This is a genomic window from Planosporangium mesophilum, from assembly GCF_016863255.1.
Taxonomy (GTDB): domain Bacteria; phylum Actinomycetota; class Actinomycetes; order Mycobacteriales; family Micromonosporaceae; genus Planosporangium; species Planosporangium mesophilum.
The window spans coordinates 13,726-32,682 of the sequence record NZ_BOON01000019.1 but is presented as its reverse complement, the minus strand read 5'-3'; the positions used below and the strand labels follow the sequence as shown (position 1 = coordinate 32,682).

19 protein-coding genes are annotated in these 18,957 nt (G+C 71.5%); 15 read left to right on the top strand and 4 right to left on the bottom strand.

The annotated features are described in order from the left end of the window. The first annotated feature begins 19 nt into the window (after window positions 1-19). The 12 genes from Pme01_RS11110 to larB are packed head-to-tail and all read left to right on the top strand — an operon-like array spanning window position 20 to window position 11,335. Entirely contained in the window at window positions 20-892 is an 873-nt protein-coding gene (locus Pme01_RS11110) for a branched-chain amino acid ABC transporter permease (protein ID WP_168115440.1), read from the top strand. Window positions 893-914: 22 nt separating this feature from the next. Continuing rightward, window positions 915-1,883 (top strand): branched-chain amino acid ABC transporter permease, encoded by a 969-nt coding sequence (locus Pme01_RS11105; RefSeq protein ID WP_168115441.1) that lies wholly within the window; start codon window positions 915-917, stop codon window positions 1,881-1,883. Next, on the top strand, window positions 1,880-2,677 hold the full coding sequence (locus tag Pme01_RS11100) for an ABC transporter ATP-binding protein (protein ID WP_239088155.1): 798 nt from the start codon (window positions 1,880-1,882) through the stop codon (window positions 2,675-2,677). Before Pme01_RS11105 ends, Pme01_RS11100 begins: the two co-directional genes overlap by 4 nt. Further along, window positions 2,664-3,434, top strand: a complete 771-nt coding sequence (locus Pme01_RS11095) for an ABC transporter ATP-binding protein (protein WP_168115442.1) — start codon at window positions 2,664-2,666, stop codon at window positions 3,432-3,434. Before Pme01_RS11100 ends, Pme01_RS11095 begins: the two co-directional genes overlap by 14 nt. Further along, window positions 3,431-4,738 (top strand): nickel pincer cofactor-dependent isomerase, group 22, encoded by a 1,308-nt coding sequence (locus Pme01_RS11090; protein WP_168115443.1) that lies wholly within the window; start codon window positions 3,431-3,433, stop codon window positions 4,736-4,738. The genes Pme01_RS11095 and Pme01_RS11090 overlap by 4 nt, the downstream gene beginning before the upstream one ends. Before the next feature lie 29 nt (window positions 4,739-4,767). Continuing rightward, a complete protein-coding gene (locus Pme01_RS11085; RefSeq protein ID WP_168115444.1) occupies window positions 4,768-5,505 on the top strand; it encodes a (Fe-S)-binding protein in 738 nt (245 codons plus the stop codon). Window positions 5,506-5,525: 20 nt separating this feature from the next. After that, window positions 5,526-7,049, top strand: a complete 1,524-nt coding sequence (locus tag Pme01_RS11080) for a lactate utilization protein B (RefSeq protein ID WP_168115445.1) — start codon at window positions 5,526-5,528, stop codon at window positions 7,047-7,049. Beyond that, window positions 7,046-7,561, top strand: coding sequence for an LUD domain-containing protein (locus Pme01_RS11075; protein ID WP_168115446.1), 516 nt, complete (start codon window positions 7,046-7,048; stop codon window positions 7,559-7,561). Before Pme01_RS11080 ends, Pme01_RS11075 begins: the two co-directional genes overlap by 4 nt. Beyond that, window positions 7,558-9,048 (top strand): UxaA family hydrolase, encoded by a 1,491-nt coding sequence (locus Pme01_RS11070; protein WP_168115447.1) that lies wholly within the window; start codon window positions 7,558-7,560, stop codon window positions 9,046-9,048. The genes Pme01_RS11075 and Pme01_RS11070 overlap by 4 nt, the downstream gene beginning before the upstream one ends. A 13-nt stretch (window positions 9,049-9,061) precedes the next feature. Beyond that, a complete protein-coding gene (locus Pme01_RS11065; RefSeq protein WP_168115448.1) occupies window positions 9,062-9,820 on the top strand; it encodes an SDR family NAD(P)-dependent oxidoreductase in 759 nt (252 codons plus the stop codon). After that, window positions 9,820-10,662, top strand: coding sequence for an ATP-dependent sacrificial sulfur transferase LarE (gene larE, locus Pme01_RS11060; protein ID WP_168115449.1), 843 nt, complete (start codon window positions 9,820-9,822; stop codon window positions 10,660-10,662). The genes Pme01_RS11065 and larE overlap by 1 nt, the downstream gene beginning before the upstream one ends. Then, entirely contained in the window at window positions 10,655-11,335 is a 681-nt protein-coding gene (larB, locus tag Pme01_RS11055; protein WP_168115450.1) for a nickel pincer cofactor biosynthesis protein LarB, read from the top strand. The genes larE and larB overlap by 8 nt, the downstream gene beginning before the upstream one ends. Window positions 11,336-11,363: 28 nt before the next feature. On the opposite strand, the gene larC is transcribed toward larB, so the two are convergent. Continuing rightward, window positions 11,364-12,605, bottom strand: a complete 1,242-nt coding sequence (gene larC / locus Pme01_RS11050; RefSeq protein WP_168115451.1) for a nickel pincer cofactor biosynthesis protein LarC — start codon at window positions 12,603-12,605, stop codon at window positions 11,364-11,366. Between the two features lie 214 nt (window positions 12,606-12,819). On the opposite strand from larC, the gene Pme01_RS11045 reads away from it, so the two are divergent. The 3 genes from Pme01_RS11045 (at window position 12,820) to Pme01_RS11035 (ending at window position 16,341) form a co-directional block, all read left to right on the top strand. Continuing rightward, a complete protein-coding gene (locus Pme01_RS11045) occupies window positions 12,820-14,202 on the top strand; it encodes an acetamidase/formamidase family protein (RefSeq protein ID WP_168115452.1) in 1,383 nt (460 codons plus the stop codon). A 227-nt stretch (window positions 14,203-14,429) separates the two neighbouring features. Then, entirely contained in the window at window positions 14,430-15,431 is a 1,002-nt protein-coding gene (locus Pme01_RS11040; protein WP_203935548.1) for an asparaginase, read from the top strand. 28 nt (window positions 15,432-15,459) lie between these two features. Then, window positions 15,460-16,341, top strand: coding sequence for a polysaccharide deacetylase family protein (locus Pme01_RS11035; protein ID WP_168115453.1), 882 nt, complete (start codon window positions 15,460-15,462; stop codon window positions 16,339-16,341). Between the two features lie 34 nt (window positions 16,342-16,375). On the opposite strand, the gene Pme01_RS11030 is transcribed toward Pme01_RS11035, so the two are convergent. The 3 genes from Pme01_RS11030 to Pme01_RS11020 form a co-directional block, all read right to left on the bottom strand. Continuing rightward, entirely contained in the window at window positions 16,376-16,726 is a 351-nt protein-coding gene (locus Pme01_RS11030) for a DUF1636 family protein (RefSeq protein WP_168115454.1), read from the bottom strand. Window positions 16,727-16,831: 105 nt separating this feature from the next. After that, window positions 16,832-18,136, bottom strand: coding sequence for a metal-dependent hydrolase family protein (locus tag Pme01_RS11025; RefSeq protein WP_168115455.1), 1,305 nt, complete (start codon window positions 18,134-18,136; stop codon window positions 16,832-16,834). Window positions 18,137-18,171: 35 nt separating this feature from the next. Beyond that, window positions 18,172-18,933 carry an alpha/beta fold hydrolase gene (locus tag Pme01_RS11020; protein WP_203935547.1) on the bottom strand — a complete coding sequence of 254 codons (762 nt, stop codon included), beginning with the start codon at window positions 18,931-18,933 and terminating at the stop codon, window positions 18,172-18,174. Window positions 18,934-18,957: the final 24 nt, after the last annotated feature.

Below are 18,957 nucleotides of genomic sequence, written 5' to 3'. Positions count from 1 at the left end.
GAAGGGAGGTGGTGCGTCGGTGGACGTCGTCGTCCAGCTCGGGGTGGCCGGCCTCGCGATCGGCATGATCTACGCGTTGGTGGCGCTGGGATTCGTGCTCATCTTCAACGCGGTGAACGTGGTGAACTTCGCCCAGGGCGACCTGGCCATGTTCCCGGCCTTCGTGCTGGCGTTCCTGCTCACCTCGTCGAGGCTGCCGCTGCCGGTGGCGATCGTCGGGACGCTGCTGTTCGCAGTGGTGTTCGGACTGGTCTTCAACCGGCTGGTCTACCACCCGCTGCGCAACCGCTCCTTCGTACCGGTGATCATCGCGACGATCGGCGTCTCGGTCTTCCTCAAGAACATCGCGCTGGTGCTGTTCGGCGCCGACCCCCGCCGGATCGACCCGCTGATCCACGGGGTCGTGCGGATCTTCGGTACGACCGTCAACGCGCAGTACCTGGTCATCATCGGTGTCACCGTGGTGCTGCTGGTCGCGCAGTACCTGGTGTTCGACCGGACGATGATCGGCAAGCAGCTGCAGACGACGGCGCAGAACCGGGAGATGGCGGCCCTGCTGGGCATCCGGACCGACCGGATGATCGCCGTCACCTTCGCGTACAGCGCACTGCTCGGCGCGGTCGCGGGCATCCTCGTCGCGCCGCTGTTCGGGGTCACGCCCGAGCTGGGCACACTCATCGCGCTCAAGGCGTTCGCGGCCACCGTCATCGGCGGCTTCGGTTCGGTACCCGGCGCCGTGCTGGGGGCCGTGTTCCTCGGGCTCACCGAGATCTTCGGCGCGGCCTACGTGAGCTCGGACTACAAGGACGCCTTCGCGTTCGTCATTCTCATCGCCGTACTCCTGCTGCGCCCGCAGGGCTTCTTCGGCGAGAAGGTCGGCCAGAAGGCCTAGGCCGAGGCAGGAGGTGAGATCCGTGTCCGTGTCGAGTCGCCTGTTGGAGCGGCCGCACACGCTGGCGGCCCTGCTCGTGCTGCTGGCGAGCCTGCCGTTCCTGGTGAACCCGTTCTATCTCGGGGTCGTCGTGCTCGGCGTCATCTACGCCCTGGCGGTGCTCGGTCTGTACTTCGTCATGGGGCTGGCCGGCCAGCTGTCGCTGGCGCAGGGCGCGTTCTTCGGGGTGGGTGCCTATACCGCGGCGATCCTTTCCACCAGGTTCGACTGGCCGTTTCCGGCGACGATGGGCGCCACGGTCGCGGCGGGTGTCCTCGTCGGGGTCGCGCTGGGATACACGACGCTGCGGCTGACCGGCCACTACCTGGCGCTCGCGACGATCGGGTTCGCGGTCATCGCCAACATCGTGTTCCTGCACTGGAAACCGGTGACCAACGGCGCGGACGGCATCGCGGGGGTCAAGCCGCCGGTGGTCGGCGGGTTCATCCTGGACCAGAACTTCTTCTACTACTACGTGGCGCTGGCCTTTCTCGCCGTCGGCGCGCTGGTCGGGTGGCGGCTCAAGCGCAGCCGGATCGGGCTGGCCTTCCTGGCGATCCGGGAGGACCAGTTGGCCGCCTCGACCACCGGGATCAACGTCCTCAACGTCAAGGTGCTCGCCTTCACGCTGTCGACGGTCTACGGTGCGGTCGCCGGCGGCCTGTACGCGCACGGGCTGACCCACTACATCAGCCCCGACAACTTCGCCTTCGAACTGTCCGTGACCATGCTGGTGATGCTGCTGCTGGGCGGGCAGGCGACGGTACCGGGAGCGATCGTGGGCGCGATGCTCGTGACCGCGCTGCCGGAGGTGCTGCGCTTCCTGGACCGGTACTACCTGGCGGTGTACGGCGTCGCGGTGGTGCTCCTCGTCGTGTTCCTGCCCCAGGGGCTCTGGGGCTGGCTGGAGTCGGCGGTTGCGCGCCGGCCCCGGAGATTGGAAGGGCGGTGAGCGTGACCGGTGACGTCCTGCTCGCGGTCGACGGCCTGAGCAAGCACTTCGGCGGGGTCAAGGCCGTCGACGACGTCAGCCTCGAGATCGCGCCCGGACGGATCTGCTCGCTGATCGGGCCGAACGGCTCCGGCAAGTCGACCCTGATCAACGTCCTGAGTGGACTGTACGGCGCGACCCGGGGCAGCATCAGCCTGCTCGGTCAGGACATCACCCGGCGCCGGCCCGACGAGCGCGTCCGGCTCGGCCTGGCCCGCACGTTCCAGAACATCCGGCTGTTCAAGGGCTTGTCGGTACTGGAAAACGTGATGACGGGGCAGCACTGCCGCACGTCGTCGGGGCTGTTCCGGGCGCTGCTGCACCCCGCCTCCCGGCGCGAGGAGGCGGCGACGCGGAAGCGGGCACTGCGGGAGCTGGAGTTCGTCGGCCTGCCCGACGTCGCCGCGGCGCCAGCCGGGAGCCTCGCGTACGGGCGGCAGCGGCTGGTCGAGATCGCGCGGGCCCTCGCCAGCGACCCGACGTTACTGCTGCTGGACGAGCCGGCCGCCGGGCTGAACCCGCACGAGACCGAGGCGCTGGACCGGACCCTGCGGCAGATCGTGGGCCGCGGGATCACCGTCCTGCTCGTCGAGCACGACATGAACCTCGTGATGGGGGTCAGCGACCACATCACCGTTCTGAACTTCGGCAGGAAGATCTCGGCGGGCACGCCCGAGCAGGTGCAGGCCGACCCGGGCGTGATCGAGGCCTACCTGGGAACCGGGGACGCGAGGGGAGCCGATGCTCAGCGTTAGAGACCTTGATGTCCGGTACGGCGAGATCCGCGCCCTGCGCGGCGTCTGTATGGAGGTGGCGCAGGGCGAGGTCGTCACCCTGCTGGGCGGCAACGGCGCCGGCAAGTCCACCACGCTCCGCGCCATCAGCGGCCTGCTGGCCCCGACCGGCGGCGACATCACCTTCGAGGGCGAGTCGATCGTCGGCCGGCGGCCGGAGGAGATCGCCCGGATGGGCATCGTCCACGTGCCCGAGGGCCGGCAGGTGATCCCCGGCCTGAGCGTCCTGGACAACCTGCGGATGGGTACCTCGAACGGTCGGATGAGCCGCAAGGACGTGCCGGCCGGGCTCGAGCGCGTCTTCGCGGTCTTTCCCCGCCTGTACGACCTGCGGCCCCGGCTGGGCTGGAGCCTGTCCGGGGGCGAGCAGCAGATGCTCGTCATCGGACGCGCGATGATGGCCAACCCCCGGCTGCTCATGCTGGACGAGCCGTCGCTGGGGCTGGCGCCGATCGTGGTACGGGAGGTCTTCCGCATCATCGGCGAGCTGCACGAGGCGGGCCTGACCGTGCTGCTGGTCGAGCAGAACGCGTACCAGGCGCTCACGGTCGCCGACCGGGGGTACGTGGTCGAGACGGGCACGGTCGTGGTGTCGGGCGACGCGCGGGACCTGCTCGACGACGACCAGATGCGCAGCGCGTACCTGGGCCGGACCGCCGCCGGCGGGTCCTCGGTGACGGCCGCGGTGCCGCCACGTGACGTCGATGGTGCCTCATGACGGGGAACCTCGGCCCGTTCGAGGCTGTTCGCGAACTCGCCTACACGGTACCGTTTCCCCGGCTGCTGCGGGTACGCCAGAACGTCGACGCACCCCAGGTGCCCGACGTCGCCTCGGCCACCGCGGTGGCGCTGGAGGCGTTGCGGTCGCGGATCCGGCCGGGCATGACGGTCGCCATCACGGCCGGCAGCCGGGGCATCCACGACAAGCCGGCCGTCGTACGCGCCGCCGGGGAGTGGCTGCGGTCGGTCGGGGCGGAGCCGTTCGTGGTACCCGCCATGGGCTCACACGGCGGCGCCACCGCCGAGGGGCAACTGAGCGTGCTCGCCGACCTGGACACGACCCCCGACAGCCTGGGCATGCCGATCCTGGCCACGATGGACACCGTCGACCTGGGCCGGGTACCCGACGGGCCCACCGCGTACCTGGACCGCAACGCCGCCGGGGCGGATGCGATCCTGGTCGTCAACCGCGTCAAGGCGCACACCGACTTCACCGGCGAGGTGGAGAGCGGCCTCGCCAAGATCACCGCAATCGGCCTGGGCAAGCAGCGCGGCGCGGAGGGCATCCACCGGTACGGGCCGGCGAACCTCGGGACCTGGATCCCCCTGGTGGCCCGGCGCATCATCGACACCGGCAAGGTCCTCGGTGGGCTCGCCGTCGTCGAGAACGCCCGTCACCGGGCCGCCGCGATCGAGTTCGTCGAGCCCGGCGACATCGGCGGCGCCGGCGAGACGCGGCTGCTGGGACGGGCCAAGGACCTGATGGGAACCCTGCCGTTCGATCGCCTCGACGTCGCCGTGGTCGACGCCATGGGCAAGGACAAGTCCGGCTCCGGCCTGGACACCAACGTCATCGGTCGCATGATGATCCGGGGCAGCGCGGAGTTCGAGCGACCGCGGATCGCCAACATCGCCGTCCTCGACCTCACCGAGTCCTCCCACGGCAACGGCGTCGGCGTCGGGCTGGCCGACTTCATCCCGTTCCGGGTACTCGGCAAGCTCGACCTGCTCAGCACGTACATCAACGCGATGACCTCGGGCCTGGGCGGACCGCAGCGCGCGCAGCTGCCGATCGCGCTGCCGACCGACCGTGACGCCGTCGCCGCGGCGATCCTGACCTGCGGCCGCGCCGACCTCGACCGGATCCGCCTGGTCCGCCTGCGTGACACCCTCGACGTGGAGGAGCTGCTCGTCTCGGAGTCGCTGGCCGACGAGGTCGACGCCGACCCAGGGCTTTCGATCGTGGGCGGCCCGACGGCGATGTCGTTCGACGAGGAGGGGCGAATCGGACCATGGGAGTGAGCACAGTGGACAACGGACGTTCGGAAACCATGCCCGGTACCGTCGCCCTGTTCGTCGCGTGTGTCGCCGACCTCGCGTACCCCGGCCCGCCGCGCGCCTGCGTGGAGGTACTGGAGGCGATGGGCGTCTCGGTCGAGCTGCCCGCGGGCCAGACCTGCTGCGGCCAGCCGGCGTTGAACTCCGGGTACCCGCGACAGGCCACCACCCTGGCCCGCCGGTGGCTCGCAACCTTCGCCCGGTACGACGCCGTGGTGACCACGTCCGGCTCGTGCCTGTCGACCGTGCACCACGCGTACCCCCGGCTCCTGCACGGGGCCGAGCGCGAGCAGGCCGTGGCGCTGGCGGCGCGGAGCTGGGAGTTCACACAGTTCGTCACCGACTTCGGCCAGGGCCTGACGCTGCGGCTGGACGCCGAGGTCACCTACCACGACTCGTGCCACATGCTGCGTACCCTCGGCGAGCGCTCGTCCCCCCGCGAACTGCTGAGCCGCATCGACGGCCTGACCCTGGTCGAGATGACCGACTCCGGGGTGTGCTGCGGGTTCGGCGGCACGTTCGCCGTCAAGCTGCCCGACGTCTCGGTGGCGATGGCCGACCACAAGCTGGCGCAGGCGGGGCGCACGGGGGCGCGCTACCTCGTCTCGGCCGATCCGGCCTGCCTGATGCACCTGCAGGGGCGCGCCGACGTGACGCGGGCGGGGATCCGCACCCGCCACATCGCCGAGCTCGTTTCAGACGCGCTCGTCCGGACGGAGGTGAGGGCGTGAAGCCAGGGCGAGTAGAGCCCATGCCCGACGCGGCGGAGGTACCGACGCCGGAGTCGTCGCCGCCGACGCCGCCCCGCCGGCGCTCGACCGCGCTGCTCGGGCGCGAACGCGTCGTCGTGACCCGCCCCGACTGGGCCGCCGCGACGATCCCCGCCCACCGCAAGCCGTTGCCGATCATCACCCGGGCGGCCCTCGACCAGCCTGGCACCGCCGCGACCCATACCCGGCTGTCGGGCAAGAACCGGGAACAGAACGACGGCGGCTGGCCGCCGGAGATTGCCGCGCTGCGGGAGCGCGGCGCCGAGATCCGCCGCGAGACGCTGCGCGACCTGGAGGGCCACCTGGCGGCGTTGACGGCGAAGGCCGAGGCGAACGGCGTCGTCGTGCACCGGGCGGCCACCCCGGACGACGCGGTCGGCATCATCACCGGGATAGCGCGCGCCAACGACGTCCGGCTCGTCGTCAAGTCCAAGTCGATGGCCACCGAGGAGATGCACCTCAACGCACACCTCGAGGAGAACGGCATCGAGGTGGTGGAGACCGACCTGGGCGAGTACATCGTCCAGGTCGCGGACGAGCGGCCCAGCCACATCGTCGGGCCCGCGCTGCACAAGTCCAAAGCCGAGGTCGGCGCGCTGTTCGAGGAGCTGGCCGCCGAGCGGCTGCCGCAGGAGGCCGAGGACCTCGCCGCGTTCGCCCGTACCCGGCTGCGCGCGGACTTCCACCACGCCGACATGGGCATCAGCGGGGTCAACTTCGCCGCCGCCGACACCGGGACGCTGACGCTCGTCACCAACGAGGGCAACGCGGACATGGTCACCTCCCAGCCGCGCATCCACGTCGCGGTGATGCCGATGGAGAAGGTGATACCCCGGCTCCGCGACCTCGCCGTCCTGGTGCCGCTGCTGTGCTACGCGGCCACCAAACAGAAGGTGACCGTCTACCAGACCATGCTCAACGGGCCGCGCCGGGACGGCGAACCGGACGGCCCCGAGCAGCTCCACCTGGTCATCCTGGACAACGGACGCAGCTCGATCGTCGAGGGTCGGTACCGCGAGGTGCTCGCCTGCATCCGCTGCGGCAACTGCCAGATCGCCTGCCCGGTCTACCGCACCGTCGGCGGCCACGCGTACGGCTCCGTCTACGGTGGACCGATCGGGGCCGTGCTCACCCCGCTGCTGGCGAACACGAAGCAGGGTAGGGACCTGCCGTTCCTGTCGTCGCTGTGCGGGGCGTGCTTCGACGCCTGCCCGGTGAAGATCCCGCTGCCGGACATGCTCGTGGACCTGCGGGCTGACTACGAGGCCGCAACGCGGGGCCGCCCCCGCCGCTGGCTGTGGCGGCTGTGGGCGAAGGCCTGGGACAGCCCCCGCGGGTACCGGCTGACGATGACGGCGGCGCGGCTGGCCGGCCCGCTGCTGCCCCGCGCAGTGCTCCGTCGTCTGCCCGGACCGGGTCGGGGCTGGGCGGCCGGACGGGCGCTCCCCGCGACCCGCGACGCCGGCGCCTTCCGGGCCTGGTTCACCGACAGGAGGCCCCGATGACCCGCATCGATCTGCTCGCGCGGTTTTGTGCCGCCCTGGCGGCCAGCGACGGGGTGGCCTATATCTGCGCCGACCGGGCCGAGGCCCACGACAGCGTCGTCGCGCTGTGCGCCGACGGTACGGTCACGCTGGACGAGGGGCACCCGGACACCGCGGGCCTGTCCGACCGGCTGCGGCTCGTCGACGACCCGTGGGACGCCGACGTCGGGGTGACCGGGGTGGACGTGGCGGTCGCCGAGACCGGGACCCTCGCCCTGTCCTGGGGGCCGGGCCGCCGCCGCAGCACCCCGCTGGTCCCGCCCGTCCACGTCGCCGTCGTCCCGCTGTCCCGGCTGGTGGCCACGTACGCCGACGCGATCGACGCGCTGGCGGCGCTGGACCCGCCGCCCACCGGCGCACAGTTCGTCACCGGCCCCAGCCGGTCGGGCGACATCGAGATGAACCTGGTCAAAGGCGTGCACGGTCCCGGACAGGTGCACGTCGTGCTCTATCCGGCAGGGGAGATCCGATGAGCTGTGTACGCCTGCACCCCGACGACAACGTCGTCGTCGCGACCGCCGACCTGGCCGGGGGAGTATCGGTCGGAGAGGTGACGGCCACCGGCCCGGTCCCGCGCGGCCACAAGGTGGCCACCGCCGCCCTCGCGGCCGGCGACCCGGTCCGCAAGTACAACCAGATCATCGGCTTCGCGACGGCGCCCATCCGGCCGGGCGACCACGTCCACACCCACAACACCGAGTTCCGGGCGTTCGAACGCGAATACGCCTTCGGCGCGGACGTCACCGACACCGCGATGGTCCCCGCTGGCCGGCGGGCGACGTTCCAGGGGATCGTGCGAGCCGACGGGCGGGTCGCCACCCGCAACTACATCGGCATCCTGACCTCGGTGAACTGTTCGGCGACGACGGCCAAGTTCATCGCCGACGCGTTCCGCAGCCTCGACGAGTACCCCAATGTGGACGGCGTCGTCGCGCTCGGGCACAGCCTGGGCTGCGGCATGGCGGGCAGCGGCGGCGGCTTCGAGATCCTGCAACGCACGCTCAACGGGTACGCCGCGCACCCCAACTTCGCCGGATTCCTGCTGCTCGGCCTGGGCTGCGAGGTGAACCAGATCTCCGGCCTGTCGCTGGACGGGTCGAAGCCGGTGCACTCGATGACGATCCAGGAGCAGGGCGGTACGGCCGCGACCGTCCGCCGGGGCGTCGAGGTCATCCGCGAGATGCTGCCGGTAGCCGACCGCGTGACCCGCACGGCGGTACCCGCGAGCGAGCTGATCGTCGGCCTGAACTGTGGCGGCTCCGACGCGTACTCGGGGCTCACCGCGAACCCGGCGCTGGGCGCGGCGGTCGACCTGGTCGTGGCGCACGGCGGTACCGCCGTCCTCGGTGAGACCCCCGAGATCTACGGCGCCGAGCACCTGCTGACCCGCCGGGCCGTCAGCCGGAAGGTCGGCGGCGACCTCGTGGCCCTGATCCGGTGGTGGGAGAAGTACACCGCCGACAACGGCGGGTCGATGGACAACAACCCCTCGCCCGGTAACAAGGAGGGTGGGCTGACGACCATCCTGGAGAAGTCGCTCGGCGCGGTGGCCAAGGGCGGTACGACGAACCTGACCGCCGTGTACCGGTACGCCGACCGGGTCACCGCCAAGGGCCTGGTGTTCATGGACACCCCCGGCTATGACCCGGTGTCGGTCACCGGCATCGTGGCCGGCGGCGCGAACGTCATGTGTTTCACCACGGGCCGGGGTTCGGTGCTGGGCTGCAAGCCGACGCCGAGTCTCAAGCTCGCGACGAACTCCCCGATGTACCACCGGATGTCCGGCGACATGGACGTCAACTGCGGCGTGATCATGGACGGCGAGGCGACCGTACCGGAGCTGGGGCAGCGCATCTTCGAGCTGATCCTCGACACCGCCTCCGGCCGCCGTACCAAGAGCGAAGAGCTGGGCTTCGGCCAGGAGGAGTTCGTCCCGTGGCAGCTCGGGGCGGTCATGTGAGGAGGCTCCACTGATGAGTACCGGTTGTTTCGCCGACCAGCCGGCGGTGGTCGTGGGCGCGGCCGCGGGTATCGGAAAGGCGACCGCGACGCTGCTGGCCCACCGCGGCGCCCGCGTCGCGTGCCTGGACCGCGACGTCGACGGCGCGCGGCGGCTCGCCGCATCACTGGGCGACCAGGGATCGAAGGCGGTCGCGGTGGAGATGGACGTGACCGACGACGCCTCGGTGGCTGAGGCTCTCGCCAGCGCCGAGCGGGACCTGGGACCGATCTCGGTGCTCGTCAACTGCGCCGGCATCACCGGCGCGACCAACCGGCTCAGCGAGGACGTGGACGTCGACGACTTCGACCTCGTGTACCGGGTCAACCTGCGCGGGGCGTTCCTGCTGTCACGGGCCGTCCTGCCGCGGATGGTCGCGCACGGGTACGGCCGGGTCCTGCACGTCGCCTCGATCGCCGGCAAGGAAGGCAACGCCGGCATGGTCGCCTACTCGGCCACCAAGGCCGGGCTGATCGGCATGGTGAAGGCGCAGGGCAAGGAGTACGCCGGGACCGGTGTCACCGTCAACGCGCTCGCGCCGGCCGTGATCCGTACCGCCATGGTGGACGCGATGCCCGAGGCGCAGGTGAGGTACATGACCGACCGGATCCCGATGAAACGCACCGGAACCCTGGCCGAGGCCGCCGAGCTGATCTGCTGGGTCGTCTCACCCGCCTGCAGCTTCACGACCGGCTTCACGTTCGACATGTCCGGTGGCCGGGCGGTGTACTGATGGGCTCGCTATCCACACTGGAAGACGCGACCGCCGGGGTGGCGGCACTCATCGCCGATGCCGCGCCGCTGGGGGTCGCGTTCTCGGGCGGGGTCGACTCGTCGGTCCTGGTCGCGCTGGCCGCCCGTACGCTCGGCGCCGACCGGGTCGTCGCGATCCTCGGCGTGTCACCCAGCCTCGCCGCCGACGAGCGGACCGCGGCCCACGAGGTGGCCCGGTTCATCGGCGTACGGGTCGTCGAGGTGGCCACCCACGAGGGCGACCGCCCGGAGTACCGCGCCAACGGGCCGGACCGCTGCTTCCACTGCAAGGACGAACTGTTCACGCGCATCACCGACGAGATCGTCGCCGCGCACGGCCTGGCGGCCGTGGCCTACGGCGAGAACGCCGACGACGTACGCCGCCCGGACCGCCCCGGCGCGCGGGCGGCCGGCAAGCACCGGGTCCTCCGCCCGCTCGCCGACGCCGGGCTGGACAAGGCCGGGGTACGCCGCGTCGCCGCAGCCCTGGGCCTGCCCAACGCAGCCAAGCCGGCCGCGCCCTGCCTCGCGTCGCGGATCCCGCACTTCGAGGAGGTGTCCCCGGCCAAGCTGGCTCAGGTGGAACGCGCCGAGCAGGGCCTGCGGCGGCTGGGTTTCCGCGACTGCCGGGTGCGCCACCACGGCGAGGTGGCGCGCGTCGAACTTCCCGTCGAGGACCTCACCCGCGCCGTCACGGGGCAGCTTCGGGCAGCGGTACACAAGGCGGTGGCGGACGCCGGCTTCCGGTTCGTCGCCGTCGACCTGGCCGGCGTCCAGTCCGGCGCGTTCACGCTGCCGTTGGTGTCGGCCGACCATGGCTGACGACGCCGTGTCGGCCTTCGCCGAACTGGATCACGAGCGTTCTGTTCGGCGCGGCTACCCCGAGGCCGTGTACTGCGAGGGCAAGACCCCCGAGCAGGTGGCCGGCATCGCCGCTGCCATCGGCTCCCGCGCCGACCCGGACGGGGCCACGCTGTTCACCCGCGCCGCGCCGCCCCACGCGAAGGCCGTGCTCGGGGTGCTGCCCGACGCCCGGTACGACGCGGACGCCCGGCTGCTGGCCTGGCCACCCCGGCCGCCCGAGCCGACCGGCGGGCTGGTGGCTGTCGTCGCCGCGGGCACCTCCGACCTGGCCGTCGCCCGCGAGGCGGCGTTGACCGCGGCCTACCTCGGCCGCCCGTACGAACTCGTCGTCGACGTGGGCGTGGCGGGCCTGCACCGGATCCTGGGGCGGCTGGACCTGCTGCGCCGCGCACGGGTCGTCGTCGTGGTCGCCGGCATGGACGGCGCGCTGCCCACTGTGGTCGCCGGCCTGGTCCCGGCGCCCGTGGTCGCGGTGCCGACCTCGGTCGGGTACGGGGCGGCGTTCGAGGGGCTGGCCGCCCTGCTGGCCATGCTGAACGCCTGCGCGCCGGGCGTGGCCGTGGTCAACATCGACAACGGCTACGGCGCCGGTCACCTCGCCGCGCAGATCGCGGCGCCCGCTGCCGCGTAGGCTGGGTCAGGTCGCCCCGTAGGCCGGCTCAGGTGGTCAGGTCACCCGCGCTGCCCGGCCGGGGAAGCGACGCACCCTGCACCAGGCCCGCCCGGCGGGCGGCCGCGTCGGCCTGGCGCAGCACCTCACGCAGGGGAGTACCGGTCCGCGCCGCCATCGCGGCCGCGTCCTCGTACTCGGGGGTGGCCGACACGATCACGTCGTCGCGATGGCCCACCTTGACGGGCAGGTGACCGTCGCCCACCGCCACCTCGAGCACGCACCGGTCGAGGGCGGTCTTGCGCACGGGCGACTCCCGTACCCCGAGCGTGGTCGTGTGCGTGAACATCAGGTCGCGCAACCGGTCCGTCCGCTCCGGCGGGGCGAGCACGTGCAGGGTGTGCGCGGGCCGGCCCTTTTTCATCAGGATCGGTACGAGCCAGGCGTCCGACGCGCCCGCGTCGAGGAGGGTCGCCAGCACGCCCGGCCATACCCGGGGGTCGAGGTCGTCCACATTGGCCCGCAGCACCACCGCGTCCTCCGCCGCGTCCTCGGGTGGCCACCCGCTCTCCGGTTCGCCGACCACCACCCGGACGACGTTGGCCCGACCGGGTACGTCCCTCGTGCCCGCGCCGACCCCGACCGACGCCACCCGCAGGTCCGGCAGGTCCGTGCACCCGGTCGCCAGCGTGGTGACGAGCGCCATGCCGGTCGGGGTCGCCAGCTCGCCCTCGCCGCCGCCGACGACCCGCCAGCCGCGCGACAGTTCCAGCACCGCCGGTACGGGGACCGCCAGGTCGCCGTGGGCCCCCCGTACCCGGCCGGAGCCCACGGCGACGCGGCCGGCGGTGATGGAGGTGATGCCGAGATCGTGGACGGCGGCGCACACCCCGACGACATCGGCGATGGAGTCCCACGCCCCCACCTCGTGGAAGTGCACCTCCTCGGCCGGGATCCCGTGTACCCGCGCCTCGGCCCCGGCCAGCCTGGCGAACACGGCAAGGGCGTTGTCGCGCACGGCGCCGGGCAGCGCGGCCGCCGCCAGCAGCGCGCGGATGGCGGGCCACCGCCGGTCGGGAGCGTCGTCGGCGGTGGCCACCACGTCGACCTTGGTCGCGCGCAGACCCGCCCGGCTGACCGTGGTCGTGGACGTCCGTACCGCGCCGGGGATGACGGCGTCGACCGCCCGCTGGACCCGTGCCAGGTCGGCGCCGGCGTCGAGCAGGGCGGCCAGCAGCATGTCGCCCGCCACGCCCGCGGAGACGTCGAGCCAGGCCGAACGGTTCTCCATGATCTCGGCTGCCTCCTCGTATCGAAAGCCCGTCTCCCGTGCCTGACATTGTCGTGGCTGGCGTTGACTCTCCCACCATGGGAGACCGGATCGGTACGCATGTCGTCGCGAAACTCGCTCGTGACGGATGCGAAACACACACCGGTGATGATCACACCGTGCCGCGGTGGTCAACGCGCGACGCAGAACCAACTGAAAAGGACGGGATCCACAGGTGCAAGACAACGTGGAAGGCGTACGGGACGCTCTGGTCGGCGCGATCGGCCGCCGGGGGCTCATCCGCGCGGCCGCGGCGATCGGCGTGGCCGGCGCCGCCGGGTCCGTGCTCGGCGCTTCCGGCGCGGCGGCCGCCGCGAAGAAGTCCGAGCCCGCCGTACAGCCGGTGCGCTTTCCCAAGCAGATCCTCCAGCCCGGTGTGGGCCCGATCGACGGACAGCACTACCTCAAGTCCCTGCCCGACCAGGTTCGATGGGGGTACGTCCCGTCGATCGGCAGTGAGCCCGCGCTGCGGATGCGCTCGGGAGAGACGGTCACCATCGACACGGTGTCCCACGAGGGCCTGCTCGAGGACCAGGGCCGCGACCCGGTCGGGTACTTCGGTCGGCACGGCGTGGACCGGGCCAGGGTGCTCGACGACGCCGTCGTGATCGCCCGGGAGTACCGGCGCACCACGCGCAACTTCGACCTCGACGGGCCCCACGTCGTCACCGGTCCGATCTATGTGGACGGTGCCGCACCGGGCGACGCACTGAAGATCGAGGTGCTGTCGATCCTGCCTCGTGTCCCGTACGGCGTGGTGTCCAGCCGGCACGGAAAGGGTGCGCTGGCCCGGGCCGCCGGAGGCCCCGCGCCCGCCGGCATCTCCCTGGAGGAGGTCATGCCGCCGGTGTCGACGGACGGCCGGGCCACCGGGGACCCGACCCACTACGGCAACATCTCCGTCTTCACCCAGATCAAGACGAACCGCAAGGGCGTCCTGAGCGGCGCGATGCCCCGCGGCACGTCCGGTGAGGTGGTCTTCCCGCTGAACCCGTTCATGGGCATGATGGGCGTGGCCTCCGCACAGGCGGACAGCCTCACCGACCCGACCCTGAACTCGATCCCGCCGACCCTCGGTGGCGGCAACATCGACATCAACCTGCTCGGCGTCAGGTCCACGTTCTACCTGCCGGTCTTCTCCGAGGGGGCACTGTTCTTCGTCGGCGACCCGCACCACGCCATGGGCAACGGCGAGGTCGCGCTCACCGCGATGGAAGGTTCGGTACGCGGTACGTTCCGGCTGACCGTGTGTAAGGCAGGCTCCAAGGACGCGCCGTCGGTCGCGTACCACTACCCGTTCGCGGAGACGCCCGACGTCTGGATCCCGGTCGGCCTGTCCGACCCGGACGGCTCGAAGGGCGGGCAGAGCAGCGACCTGAACGTCGCCATGCGCCGCGCCGTGGTCAACGCGTTGGACTTCCTCCAGCACGACCTCGGCATGGACCGCGCGGTGGCGTACGCGTACCTGTCTGCCGCCGGCAACTTCGAGGTGTCCCAGGTCGTCGACCGGACCGTCGGGGTGCACGGCACGATCCGCAAGGCGGACTTCGCCGGCTGAGGCGTACCGGTCCGCCGGCCGTCGCCCGCCCCACCCGTACTCGGGTGGGGCGGGCGACGGCGGTCCGCGGGCCGGTCACGCGGTACTGGTACGCGACTGGGCCCGGAACGCGGCGACCACGCCGACGATCGGGTATGACGCGGGCGACGCCGGACCGGTGTCCTGAACGTCACCTTTCAGCGTGTTGACGCCTTCCTACGTAGTTACATACGGTCGGTCACATCGCTGTGAGAGGACGTACCGTGGTGGTCACCCTCCAACTGATCGCGACCGGCGGAACCATCGCCAGCCGTTCGACTCCAGACGGCCTGAGGGCCGCCGCGCCGGCGCGCGAGCTGCTCGCGCGGGTTCCGGTGCCGGAGGGGGTGACGGTCACCCCGCAGGATGTCGCCACCCGCGGTAGTTTCGCCTGGTCCCTGGGCGACGCGGTCGGTGTCGTCGACATGATCGGCAAAGCGCTGGCCGACGCCGACGGCGTGGTGGTCACGCACGGCACGGACACCATGGAGGAGTCGGTCTTCCTCGCCTCGCTGCTGCTCGAAGGCGATCGGCCGGTGGTCTTCACCGGCGCGCAGCGGCCGTTCGACGACCCCGCCCCGGACGGTCCGGCCAACCTGCGCGACGCGATCACCGTGGCCGCCAGCTCGCTGGCCCGGGGCCACGGACCGTTGTTGTGCTTCGACGGGCAGGTGTTCGCGGCCCGCGGTGTGCGCAAGGTCGACACGCTGGGCTCGCACGCCTTCGACGCCCCGGGACGCGGACCGGTACTGCGGGTCGCCGCCGGCAGGGTGCTGCCCCTCGCCGCGCCGCACCGGGTCGGCCCGCTGGCCGGTGTACGTCGCGGCGTCGCGCTGCCCCGGGTCGACGTGGTCAGCCTCTACGTCGGAGCCGACGGCGCACTGCTACGCGCGGCTATGGCAGCAGGCGCGGCAGGCGTCGTCCTGGCGGCCTTCGGCGTGGGCAACGCCAACCCCGCCGTCGTCGATGCCGTCGCCGAACTCGGTCGGGCCGGGATACCGGTACTGGTGTGCTCGCGCGTCCAGAGCGGCCCGGTCGTACCGCTGTACACCGGTGGCGGCGGTGCCGACCTGGCCCGCGCCGGCGCGCTGTTCGCCGCCGACCTCAGTCCGTGGCAGGCCCGCCTGCTGCTGTCGACCGCGCTGGTGGTCGACCCGCACGACCCGCTCCGGGTCGTGCGGGAGTACCTGGGCACGCACATCCCGGGGTAGCGCCCGGCGAGCGAAGGAGGATGACCGGATGGCCAAGGAGATCCTGGTGTCCTACGGCGTCGACATCGACGCGGTCGGCGGCTGGCTCGGATCGTACGGGGGAGAGAACTCCCCGGACGACATCTCGCGCGGCATGTTCGCCGGCGAGGTCGGGGTGCCGAGGCTGCTCGAACTGTTCCGCCGCTACCAGCTCACCCAGACGTTCTTCTGGCCGGGCCACTCCATCGAGACCTTTCCCGAACAGTTCGACGCCTGCGTAGCGGCCGGGCACGAGATCGGGGTGCACGGGTACAGCCACGAGAACCCGATCGCGATGAGCCGCGAGCAGGAGATCGCCGTCCTCGACCGCTGCATCGAGCTGATCACCCAGCGGGCGAAGGCGCCGACCGGCTACGTCGCGCCCTGGTGGGAGTTCAGCCCGATCACCAACGAACTGCTGCTCGACCGGGGCATCAAGTACGACCACTCGCTGATGCACCGCGACTTCGAGCCGTACTACGTCCGGGTCGGCGACAACTGGACGAAGATCGACCTCGACAAGAACGCGGACGAGTGGATGAAGCCCCTGGTCCGGGGCGAGGAGACGGACCTGATCGAAATCCCCGCCAACTGGTACCTCGACGACCTCCCGCCGATGATGTTCATCAAGGCGAGCCCGAACAGCCACGGCTTCGTCAACCCCCGCGACATCGAGCAGATGTGGCGTGACCAGTTCGACTGGGTGTACCGGGAATGCGACTACGCGGTCTTCACGATGACGATCCACCCCGACGTGTCGGGACGTCCGCAGGTACTGCTGATGCACGAGCGGTTGATCGAGTACATCGGCGGTCACGACGGAGTCCGCTGGGTGACGTTCGACGAGATCGCCGACGACTTCGCCCGTCGCCGACCGCGAACGGTGCGCTGAGCTGCGCGTACGGCGCGCTGATGTCTGACGGCGGCTACCCGCGCGGCAGCCGCTTGACGGTGACCGAGCTGAGGTGGTCGACCAGTTCGGCGGGGACCTCCCACTCGGCGGGTGCCCCGCTCGTACTGGCATGGTGGGCCGCCGCGGCGGCGAGGACGGCCGCGGCGGCGGTCTCGGTGAGCCCGGTGAAGCGGACCCGGGCCTTGCCGGGCCCGTCGACGGCGACGACGCCGTCGTCGGGGCAGCCGCCGAGGCACTGCACATTGCGGATCATCACGGCGGTCTCGGGTTCGATGTCAGCGATGGCGGCGGTCAGCCGACGGCCGAACTCGCCGCTGGTACGGGTGTCGTAGCGGGGGCAGGTGCGGCAGATCAGCAGGGTCACGGTCCGACCTCCGACGGGTAGGGGAGCGCCGGCGGCCCAGGGGGTAGACCGCCGGCGCTCCGGCTTGTCGGTCAGGCGCGCTGAATCGTCAGGCGCGCCGAATCGTCAGGCGCGCTGCTGAACCAGGCGCTCCGTACCGGTACTGGGCATGTTCGCCGGGTCGGGTGCGGGCGCTTCGTCGGTACTCGGCTCCTTGTGGAACTTGCCGTCCTTCATGATGTAGTTCAGCCGGTCGTGGTCCTGCAGGATCGTGATGTCGGCGAGCGGGTCGCCGTCGACGAGCAGCAGGTCGGCGAGGTAGCCGGGCTGGACCTTGCCGAGCTCGTCGGGCTGCAGCATGATCTCGCCGCCCCACGCGGTGGCGGAGATGATCGCCTCCATCGGGGTGAAACCGAGCAGTTCGACGAAGTGCTGGAGGTCGCGGGCGTACGTGCCGTGCGGGGTCCACGCGAAGCCGTAGTCACCGCCGGGCAGCACCCTGATGCCGCGCCGGTGCATCTCGCGCAGGCCCTCGATCGCCACCTCGAGTTCCTTCTTGTACCCGACGGCTTCGGCGGCCTCCTGCGGGAAGCCGAACGACTCGGCCTCGTAGAGCGTGGCGACGAGCCAGTTGAGGCCGGGGGCGACGAACACCCAGTCCTTGTTGGCCTCGAGCATGTCCATGCCCTCGGCGTCCGTGAAGCTGGCGTGGTAGATGATGTCGACCTTGTTGCGGACGCACATCTTCACGCTCTCCGCGCTGCGCGCGTGGGCGCAGACGCGCTTGCCGCGGCGGTGGGCCTCGGCGACAGCGGCGGCGGTTTCCTCATCGGAGAAGTAGGTGTCCTCGGCACGAAGCGTGCCGGTGATCTCCTCGCCGGTCATCGACAGCTTGATCTGGTCCACGCCGATCCCGATGAGCTCGCGGACCGCCTTGCGCATGCCCTCGGGGCCGTCGGCGAACTTCGTGATCGACGGGATCAGCGCCCCACCGGTCACGGCGATCTCCGGCCCGTTGGCCAGGTACCGCGGGCCGGGGATGCGGCCGGCGTTGATCGCGTCCCGGCAGACGACGTCGAGCCGCGGCTTGGCCGAGGCCGCCCCGAGGCACATCGTGTACCCGGAGTCGATGTAGGTGCGGGCCGACTCGAGGCAGAAGAGCAGGTGCTCCTCGACCGGCATGGTGCCCAGGCCGTCGAGGTCGGCGGAGTTGTTCCAGGAGAAGTGCGTGTGCGCGTCGCACAGGCCGGACATCAGGGTGCGGCCGCGGCCCTCGATGACCCGCGCCCCGGCGGCGGCGTCGGGGTCGACGGTGCCGACGGAGGCGATGCGGTTGTTCTCGACGAGGACGTCACCGGGGTACGGATCGGCGCCGGTGGAGTCGAGGATGCTGACGTTGCGGAACAGGACCTTGCTGGTCGGGATGGGCATCGTGGTGTCTCCTCTGCAGGGGCGGTGCGAGGGAGTTACAGGAACTTGAGCAGCAGGTCCGCGACCGGACCGGCGGCTTCGAGGGCGGTCCAGTGCCCGACGCCGGGCAGGACCTCGACGGTTGCCGAGCCGTGGGCATCGGCGATCTCCCGGCTCGCCTCCGGCGGACCGACCTTGTCGTCGCTGCCGGTGATGAGCAGCAGCGGCAGTTCGGAGCCGACGGGACCGGGATCGACGGCGCCGGCCAGCGCCTCGCAGTTGCGGGCGTAGCCCTCGGCGTCCTGGCGCATGACGAGTTCGCGGACGAACGCGGCGACCTCCGGCCTGTCCCGCCGGGTGGTCTCGGACAGCGCGTTGGCGACCACCCCCGGGGCGACGGCGGCGCTGCCCTTCGCCCGCAGGGTCGCGGCGCGGTCGCGCTGGGCCTGACGGGCGGCGTCGGTGGGCTCGCGTACCGCGCCCAGCAGCACCAGGCCGTCCACCTTGTCCGGGTACCGGGCGGCGAGGTCGCGGACCACGAGCGTACCCATGGAGTGCCCGACGACCGTGGCGCTGCTGACGTCGAGCGCGTCCAGGACGGCCGCGAGGTCGTCCGCGTGCCCGGAGATGCTGATGTCGTCGCCGAGTTCGGACCGGCCGGCGCCGGCGGAGTCGACCCGGATCACCCGGAATCGCTCAGCCAGGGCGTCGGCCTGCACCTGGTAGAAGTTCGACGTTCCGCCCAGGCCGTGCACCATCAGGACAGCGGGGCCCGCCCCGTCGACCTCGACCGCGAGCTCCTTGCCGTTGATCTCCACAACTCTCCTCGTTCTCTCGTACGG